11 protein-coding genes and 1 pseudogene are annotated in these 6,441 nt (G+C 64.4%); all 12 read right to left on the reverse strand.

Annotated elements, in window-relative coordinates:
* On the reverse strand, positions 1-416 hold a 416-nt coding region (locus tag B7Z76_RS15570; protein ID WP_291345120.1), incomplete at its 3' end, for a hypothetical protein.
* A 266-nt stretch (positions 417-682) separates the two neighbouring features.
* Entirely contained in the window at positions 683-988 is a 306-nt protein-coding gene (locus tag B7Z76_RS15575; RefSeq protein ID WP_012039947.1) for a hypothetical protein, read from the reverse strand.
* The gene (locus tag B7Z76_RS15580) at positions 985-1,632 is read right to left on the reverse strand and encodes a hypothetical protein (RefSeq protein ID WP_291345125.1); all 648 of its coding nucleotides are present in this window, start codon (positions 1,630-1,632) and stop codon (positions 985-987) included. The genes B7Z76_RS15575 and B7Z76_RS15580 overlap by 4 nt, the downstream gene beginning before the upstream one ends.
* Before the next feature lie 11 nt (positions 1,633-1,643).
* Positions 1,644-1,868, reverse strand: coding sequence for a hypothetical protein (locus tag B7Z76_RS15585; protein ID WP_043509199.1), 225 nt, complete (start codon positions 1,866-1,868; stop codon positions 1,644-1,646).
* A 333-nt stretch (positions 1,869-2,201) separates the two neighbouring features.
* On the reverse strand, positions 2,202-2,675 hold the full coding sequence (locus tag B7Z76_RS15590; protein ID WP_174503945.1) for a hypothetical protein: 474 nt from the start codon (positions 2,673-2,675) through the stop codon (positions 2,202-2,204).
* Entirely contained in the window at positions 2,672-4,159 is a 1,488-nt protein-coding gene (locus B7Z76_RS15595) for a YfjI family protein (protein WP_291345129.1), read from the reverse strand. Before B7Z76_RS15595 ends, B7Z76_RS15590 begins: the two co-directional genes overlap by 4 nt.
* A complete protein-coding gene (locus B7Z76_RS15600; protein WP_291345131.1) occupies positions 4,156-4,302 on the reverse strand; it encodes a hypothetical protein in 147 nt (48 codons plus the stop codon). The genes B7Z76_RS15595 and B7Z76_RS15600 overlap by 4 nt, the downstream gene beginning before the upstream one ends.
* A 209-nt stretch (positions 4,303-4,511) precedes the next feature.
* A pseudogene (locus B7Z76_RS16375) lies at positions 4,512-4,904 on the reverse strand (bifunctional DNA primase/polymerase); the annotation flags it as partial.
* Positions 4,904-5,167, reverse strand: a complete 264-nt coding sequence (locus B7Z76_RS15610) for a hypothetical protein (RefSeq protein ID WP_291345135.1) — start codon at positions 5,165-5,167, stop codon at positions 4,904-4,906. The gene B7Z76_RS15610 and the pseudogene B7Z76_RS16375, both read right to left, overlap by 1 nt.
* A 139-nt stretch (positions 5,168-5,306) precedes the next feature.
* Complete coding sequence (locus B7Z76_RS15615) at positions 5,307-5,492, reverse strand: helix-turn-helix domain-containing protein (protein WP_291345137.1); 186 nt, start codon at positions 5,490-5,492, stop codon at positions 5,307-5,309.
* 76 nt (positions 5,493-5,568) lie between these two features.
* A complete protein-coding gene (locus B7Z76_RS15620) occupies positions 5,569-6,189 on the reverse strand; it encodes a hypothetical protein (RefSeq protein WP_291345138.1) in 621 nt (206 codons plus the stop codon).
* Positions 6,186-6,389: a hypothetical protein gene (locus B7Z76_RS15625; protein ID WP_291345140.1), complete on the reverse strand. Its 204-nt coding sequence runs from the start codon at positions 6,387-6,389 to the stop codon at positions 6,186-6,188. The genes B7Z76_RS15620 and B7Z76_RS15625 overlap by 4 nt, the downstream gene beginning before the upstream one ends.
* Between the last annotated feature and the right edge of the window lie 52 nt (positions 6,390-6,441).

Here is a 6,441-nt window from a genome sequence, read left to right on the forward strand (position 1 = left end):
CCGGCGATGTTCTGCGCCTCAAGCGCGTAATTCAGGTTGCGACCCAGCGCGCCGACCGAGAACGTCTTGCCGTCCGGTCCATACGTGCCGCCGCGCAGTTCGATGGCTTTGAGCAGTTCGCCCAGCGCGGTCGGACCACCCATGCCCCAGTTCGACAGGACGCCCTCGGCGCGGACGATCAGCGGCGCGGCGCGCACGGCCTCGGCGCTCGATCCCAGCACCGTGCGGCCCTTGGTGAGTGCGGCCAGCGCGTCGGACCAGTCCACGTTCGGCGTCCGCATGGATTGCGTGAACGCGGCATTGGTCAGGTCGCCGACATTGCGGGCCGAGACGCCCATCTGCTGCAGCCGGCTCTGGACGTTCGCCAGCCGGTTGCCGTAGGTGGCGAGGTCAGACGACGCCTTGAGGATCGCCATGCCACCGAGGGCTGCCGCCGCGCCAATGGCGGCGCCATGCGAACGCCCTTGATCTGGCTGGTTACATATTTGGCCTGCTTGCCGAGGCCGATCATGTCCTTCGATATCAGCTTGAGCACCGGGCCGACCGAATTGATCGCGGCTATCTCGATCCCGATCTTGTAGCTTTTCAGCATCGGTCAGTTCCTTTCGACGCGACGGGGTGGCCCGACGAGGAAATGGAGCAAACCTCGCCGGGCCGGGCGCGCTGGATAGGCGGCGCGGTCTCAGAATTCGGTGCCATTACCCACCGTCGCGTAGATCGTGCCGGAGCCGCCCGGCATGACGGCGCCGATCTGGTTGACGTAGGGGCCGGCAAAGATGCGTGCCCGCGTTCCAGCCGGCACCGGCATATCGCCTTCGCTTGCGCTCTGCGGCCCATTGCCGACGCGGACGAAGGCGAGCGAGGCCGTGGGGTTCGTCACCACCACCGTATCGCCCTTCGCCGGCAATGCCGTGCTCGCGCTGGTCGAGGTCGCGGCAATGGCGACCGTGCCGGCGGGATTGAACGGGTTGACGCTGCCAACGGTCATTCGGCGGCTTCCAGCAGCTTGCGGGCGGTATCCGGCAGGATCACGTCGCCGGATCCGTCGAGATGCGCGGCCCAGGTGCGGCGCTCCGCGTCCGGGTTCGGATGCTCGGGGCTCAGAACGCCGTTGAACATCTCGGGGTTGGCCCCCGGCATGAAGCCCAGCCGGAGATTGACGCCACCGGCCATTGCCCGCCCGACCGCTTCAACGCCGGCACCGAAAGCGGCCTCGCCGTTTGCGAGCAGTCGCTTCGCCTCAACGATCATCGCCGCCCCTTCGATCCGCAGCTTGATCCCGGCAGCGAGAACAGGCTCCCAGGCGCGTCGGGCTGCGGTGCGGAGGTCTTCGCCGGCCTTCGTGACGGCGGCCTCGGCAGCGGCAAGGCTCTCGCGCCGGAACAGGACGCTATCCTCGGCGGCGCGTATGGCGGCCTCGGCCTTCACGAGTTCGCCCGTGTCGATCGCCTCGCCTTCGGCGGCACGCTGCACGAGGTTTGCGCGGGTGGCACGGGCTGCGGCAACGGCGGCCTCGGCATCGCTGATTGCGGCGGTAGCAGTTGCAACCCGGCTGATCGCCGCCTGATAGGCTTCGCGCGCCCGCTGCGGCAGGCCGGTATCGCGGAGGTTGAGAATGTCCTGAAGGTCCATCTGATTTCCTTTCAACGGTCGAGGCCGAGACGCTTCAACGTGCCGTTCAGCGCGTTTTCGTTCTGCCGGGCGGAATCAGTTGCTCGCTGGACGCGCTGAACGTGATCGAGGATCGCGGCTGAAACCACGTCGCCCTCGCGCCCTGCCAGATCGCGAACGCCGATTTCCTCGGTCCATCCCGCATCGAAGCCGGCGCGCATCCGCCGCCGGTTCACGTGCTGTTCAAGCGGGGTCATCTCTGAAAACGGCTTACCCATTTCGCTGTATTCCTATAGTCAACTTTTCAAATAATAGCAGAAATGGCGGATAGGAGACAAGAAATATTAAATATACTGTTCGGCATACGGTAGCATATTACTATGAATTACTATGGATCATAGACGATCATTATTTGAACCGGCTTGCGCACTACATCTGCACCGATTGCGCCGCAGGTGCCATCTCAACGATATACGGCGGACGTGGTTTCCGCCGCTATCGCTGATCCATTCCAGCAATAGGCTTGTTTATGTCAGTCGTCTGGGGATTTGGCGCCCGTCTTGGATACGTTTACGGGCGCCTGTATGCCGTCAGTGTGTCGGCTGGGCCGGCGTGACGCGCGGGTGACGGTCGCCCGGCGGCGGGAGGATCAATATTTGAGGCCGCTGCCCGAATACTGCACGCCAGGCTTGGGCCTGCTGGGTCGTTGTCTCGATCAGGGCGAGCGGCGCCGCGCCCGATACAGCGGCATTGACTGCGTTTCGATAATGCAGCGGTTCACCGCCCGTCGCGTGGATCACGGCACTGCGGGCCATCCGCCGCAGCCTTGGCGTGCATCGCCAGCCAGCCGGGCCGATGGGTGCATCGCCATCGTCACCAACGAGGATGACCAGCGGCCGCGCTGCCCGGTCGAGGGATTTGGGAAGCCCGGCGCCGGGCGTTACCTCGACAAGCTGGACCAGCCCCTCGGCTGCGGCTGCATAGAGCGGCAGGCGCCACGGCACGAGGCGCGAAGCAACCTCGATGACGCGGCTGAACTCGGCTTTTGTCCTTACCTGCATCATTGGATGAGTCCCCAGGCTTCACGCCTCGGGCTTCCGTCGAGCACCGTTCCGGCCGGCAGCCGCTCGATCCATCCGTGATCTTCGAGGATGGCAACGGCGCGCTTGGCGTCGGCGGCCTGCCGCAGCCGGTTCGGCCCGCTCTTGTAGAGAGCGGTCAAATAGAGGCGCGGATCGGGCTGGGCCTGCCACCATGTGAGCAGTTCCTGTGCTGCGTCGAGTTCGGGATCGGGTGCGACAGTTTCGCCGAGGCGCAACTGTTCTGACGCATACCAGCTTGCCAGTGCGGCGCCGGCCTCGAAAGTCTCGGCGTCGATCATATCCCGGCCGGCGTAGGCCGCGAGGATGCCCGCGAGGCGTGAGGCGTGCTCGACCATCTTTGCACCAAACCCTCTGATCGAAGCGTAACGGCGCCCGTCCGCCAAATCGCGTTCGGTTGCATCGTGAAACAGGATCAGGCGGCGTTCGGCCTCGACGTTGAAGGGCAACGGCTCGGGGTCGAGGCCGTCCGATCCTTCGAGGCGGCGGGGCACCTTGGCGAGTAGGTAGCCCAAGCGGGAGTTGTATTCGTCGAGGAACTCATCGAAGCCCGGTTCGCGGTCACGCCAAAGTCGCGTGCCGATTGTGGTTTCAGGTTCCGATATGAGCATCCGGGCGAGCAGGCCATTATCGCGCGCGCTGGCGTTTCCCAGCAGGAGGGCGGCTACGCTGCGTTGAACGAACAAGCTAAGGGAGGCGCGGCGGCCGGGTGCGAATGTGGCCTTGCCCGCCCGCAGCCGCTTGATCGGGGCGCCGTCCCACAGTGCGTTAAGCGTGGTCATCGTCCTTAACGCTGCGTCCTCACTCATCGCGTGGCCGCCGAGAAACTGGCCGCCCTCGGCAGAAAAAATCGAGGCATAGGGACGAAGTGTGAGCAGGTTGATTAAACCTTCGATGGTCCCTTCCTGCGCGGTCAGGATCGGGGGTGCCGGCGGTTTCGGCTCTGATCCGACATCGGCCAGTGCGCGCTCGGCGGCTGCCCGGCCGTCCTTGGCAGCCTTGCGGGCCTCGATCCGGGCAGCGTCGAAAGCCTCTTTGTCGCGGCTGAATTTTTCCTGATCCACTTCGAATTGCGCCGCAAGTGCGGCCTCGGCGCGGGTGATCGGAAAACTAGCGAGAATATCTACCGATGACTTGCGCTCGCCCGATTGCCCGATGGTCATAAAAGCCGTCAGCAGCGGCCGCACTCCGATGACTGGGATCTCGACATCATGGTGGATCGAGGTTGCGAACCCTGCGGCGGCGAGCACGGATGCAGCGCAAAGAGCGTGCGGGGCCTGCGTCCTGCGCTGGATAGCCTCGACGGCTGGGCGCAGCCCAAGTAGTGCGTCCATCGGATACGGTTCAGGCGGCGGCGTTTCGCGCCGGAGCGGGCGTTTCAACTCCGGTGGCGTGCTCGCCTTCGCGGCGGCATCGCGGGCTATCTGCTCGGCGTTGAAATGGTTCATGCTGCACCCCCGCGCGCCGATAGTGCCGATTTGAGAGTCGCCTCGATCTCGCGCCGTTCGAGGCCGGCGACGATGGCGGCGTGTGCCATCGCCTCCGCAACCTCGCCGGCTGACAGTCCGCCGGTCGAGGTGAGGCGCAACAAGCCATACGTCTCGTGCCAGGCGCGGCGCCGGCGACACGCTCGATCGCGCGGCGCAGTGCCGCCTCGGCATAGCGGCGGCTGCGGTGATCGCCGCCAGTCCAAGGGGCCGCAGGGGGCGGCGTCCAGGCCGGTTTCGGCGGCGGTACCAGCCAGTTAGGCCACTCGGCCAGCGGGCCGGCAGACAGGACAGGGAGGCCGGCGGCTGGCCACCAGATGCACGATCCCCCGTCCGCCCGGACGTCGATACCGGGCGCAATTGCCGCTACGCTGGAACGCAATCCGGGCCGGTGTTTGAACCACAGATGCAGCCCGCCGGAGCGGGTGCGATGCGTCCGGGTCGCGGGCAACTTGTCGCGGTTCGCGGCGAACCATTCGAGGCCGCCGGGCTTGTTGTCGATGTCGAGCGCGGCGATGCCGGAGCGTTCGCCGGTCGCGATCCCGATCAGGACGAATCCGTAATCGCGGTGCAGAGCGCGGATCGTGGTGGGATCGGTCGAGGCGGCAAGGTGACCGCGCGGGCAGCGAGGCGACTTGTCGTTGCCTACGGGGAAAACGGCGCGGCCGGCGGCGGCGAGGTCGAGCGCGGTGTCCAGCGAGGCCATTAGTTGCCCTCCCTGATCAGCCCAGCCAGCGCCTCGGCGATGCGGCGGCAGTGGCGAGCCTCAATGTCCGCCAGCGCGCGGAGCACGCTATCGCGCTCGCGTCTCGCCATGATCCCGTCAGCGCGGCTGGCTAGCGAGCGAGCAGCGCGGCGCAAATCGGCCTCGGGCAACTGGACGGTCAGGACGCGGCGGCGGGCGCGCGTTTCGATGTCGTCGATGATGCGGTCATGCTGCCGGTCGGCAGCGGTTTTGGGGTCAACCATTTAGGGCATCCTTTCTGCCCCACAAACCGCTTGCAGCCGAGCACCGACGCCTCTATCTCTGTATCGCTGCCAAGCAATCCAGATATCTCAGCGCCGCTCCGGGGCCAGTAGGGTTTCGGGGCGGTGTTCATTTTGGGGATCAGGCCGCGCTCTTGGGCAGGTTATCAGCGAAACGGCGGAGCGATTCGGCAGTAATGAAGGTGCTACGGCCCAGCTTGCGGACATCGAACGTCCCGGCCTTCATCAGTTCCCAGAACTTCGAGTGCTTGACGCCAAGGGCGGCCTGGGCTTCGCGGGGGCGGTAGAGAAACTTATCCGTCGTCATCTTCGCTACTCCACAGAGTTACAGATGACTCTCTCTAATACTCACACCCGCCCCAAAAGCTACAATCCGGAGGCGCTTACTTTTTATCATTTTCATGGGGTGAATCGGATAGTTCCCGGTGAGTGACGTTTGCCACGCGGGTTTTCCAGCCCTGCCGTTCACGACCCTTTTTGATGTAACGATGCATCTGCGCCTCAGAGATGCCTGCTCGCTTGGCCATCTCGCGCACAATGTCTGCACTCTTCATCATCGGATTGGCCGTGGCATTTTCGAGGTATGCCTTGGCGGCCTTGTAGCTCAACGCTGCCTCTCGATGCTGCGCGAAGGGATTAGCACCCTTTCGTCTGCCACTTTCGAGTTCGAATGATTTGAGAAACATCTTCTCAGAATCAGCAATTTTCCAGGATTTTTCGCTGAATGAAGCCTGCTCTTGGAAGGTTTGAACGAATGTTCCTGCACATTTCCCCAGCCAAGCAGCAAGATCGGCAGGCAGCGGCGAGCTTTGATCCCAAGTTGCAATTGCTTCTATCGCGTCAATCGGGTTGTGACTGGTCCGCCATGTTTCGAGGGCGTCACGGAAAATTCCACGGCGCACGCTTTCTCGAAGTTCGTGGTTATCCTTGTCGATCCGTTTTGCAATCGCTTGGATCCAGTCAGGCGGGGCTTTCGCCCCGCCATCGCCGTTGTCTTCCGTCACCTACCTGCCTCCCGCGCCAGGCGCCGCACCGTTGAGACGCGATACCCCGCCCGCCAGCACATCACGTAAAACCGCGCCTTGCCGGCCACATGCCGCACCAGCAGCGCGGTGAAGCCGGGCCAGTGACGAGGGTGCGCCGCGACGTAAAGAAGCGCCTCGCGCAGCGTGGCGTTCGAGCCGGGCTTGGCTGCGCGGGTCATGCTGCCCTCTCGTCTGAGTTCATACCCGCGTCATCGCAGAATTTCTGCCAGT

The organism is Acidiphilium sp. 20-67-58, assembly GCF_002255515.1.
Lineage (GTDB): Bacteria > Pseudomonadota > Alphaproteobacteria > Acetobacterales > Acetobacteraceae > Acidiphilium.

Bases quoted from the DNA above. Each gene is read 5' to 3' on its own strand.
- B7Z76_RS15595 (WP_291345129.1), bottom strand. From the start codon at position 4,159: ATGAACCATTTCAACGCCGAGCAGATAGCCCGCGATGCCGCCGCGAAG.
- B7Z76_RS15615 (WP_291345137.1), bottom strand. From the start codon at position 5,492: ATGACGACGGATAAGTTTCTCTACCGCCCCCGCGAAGCCCAGGCCGCC.
- B7Z76_RS15625 (WP_291345140.1), bottom strand. From the start codon at position 6,389: ATGACCCGCGCAGCCAAGCCCGGCTCGAACGCCACGCTGCGCGAGGCG.
- B7Z76_RS15575 (WP_012039947.1), bottom strand. From the start codon at position 988: ATGACCGTTGGCAGCGTCAACCCGTTCAATCCCGCCGGCACGGTCGCC.
- B7Z76_RS15585 (WP_043509199.1), bottom strand. From the start codon at position 1,868: ATGACCCCGCTTGAACAGCACGTGAACCGGCGGCGGATGCGCGCCGGC.
- B7Z76_RS15610 (WP_291345135.1), bottom strand. From the start codon at position 5,167: ATGGTTGACCCCAAAACCGCTGCCGACCGGCAGCATGACCGCATCATC.
- B7Z76_RS15590 (WP_174503945.1), bottom strand. From the start codon at position 2,675: ATGATGCAGGTAAGGACAAAAGCCGAGTTCAGCCGCGTCATCGAGGTT.
- B7Z76_RS15580 (WP_291345125.1), bottom strand. From the start codon at position 1,632: ATGGACCTTCAGGACATTCTCAACCTCCGCGATACCGGCCTGCCGCAG.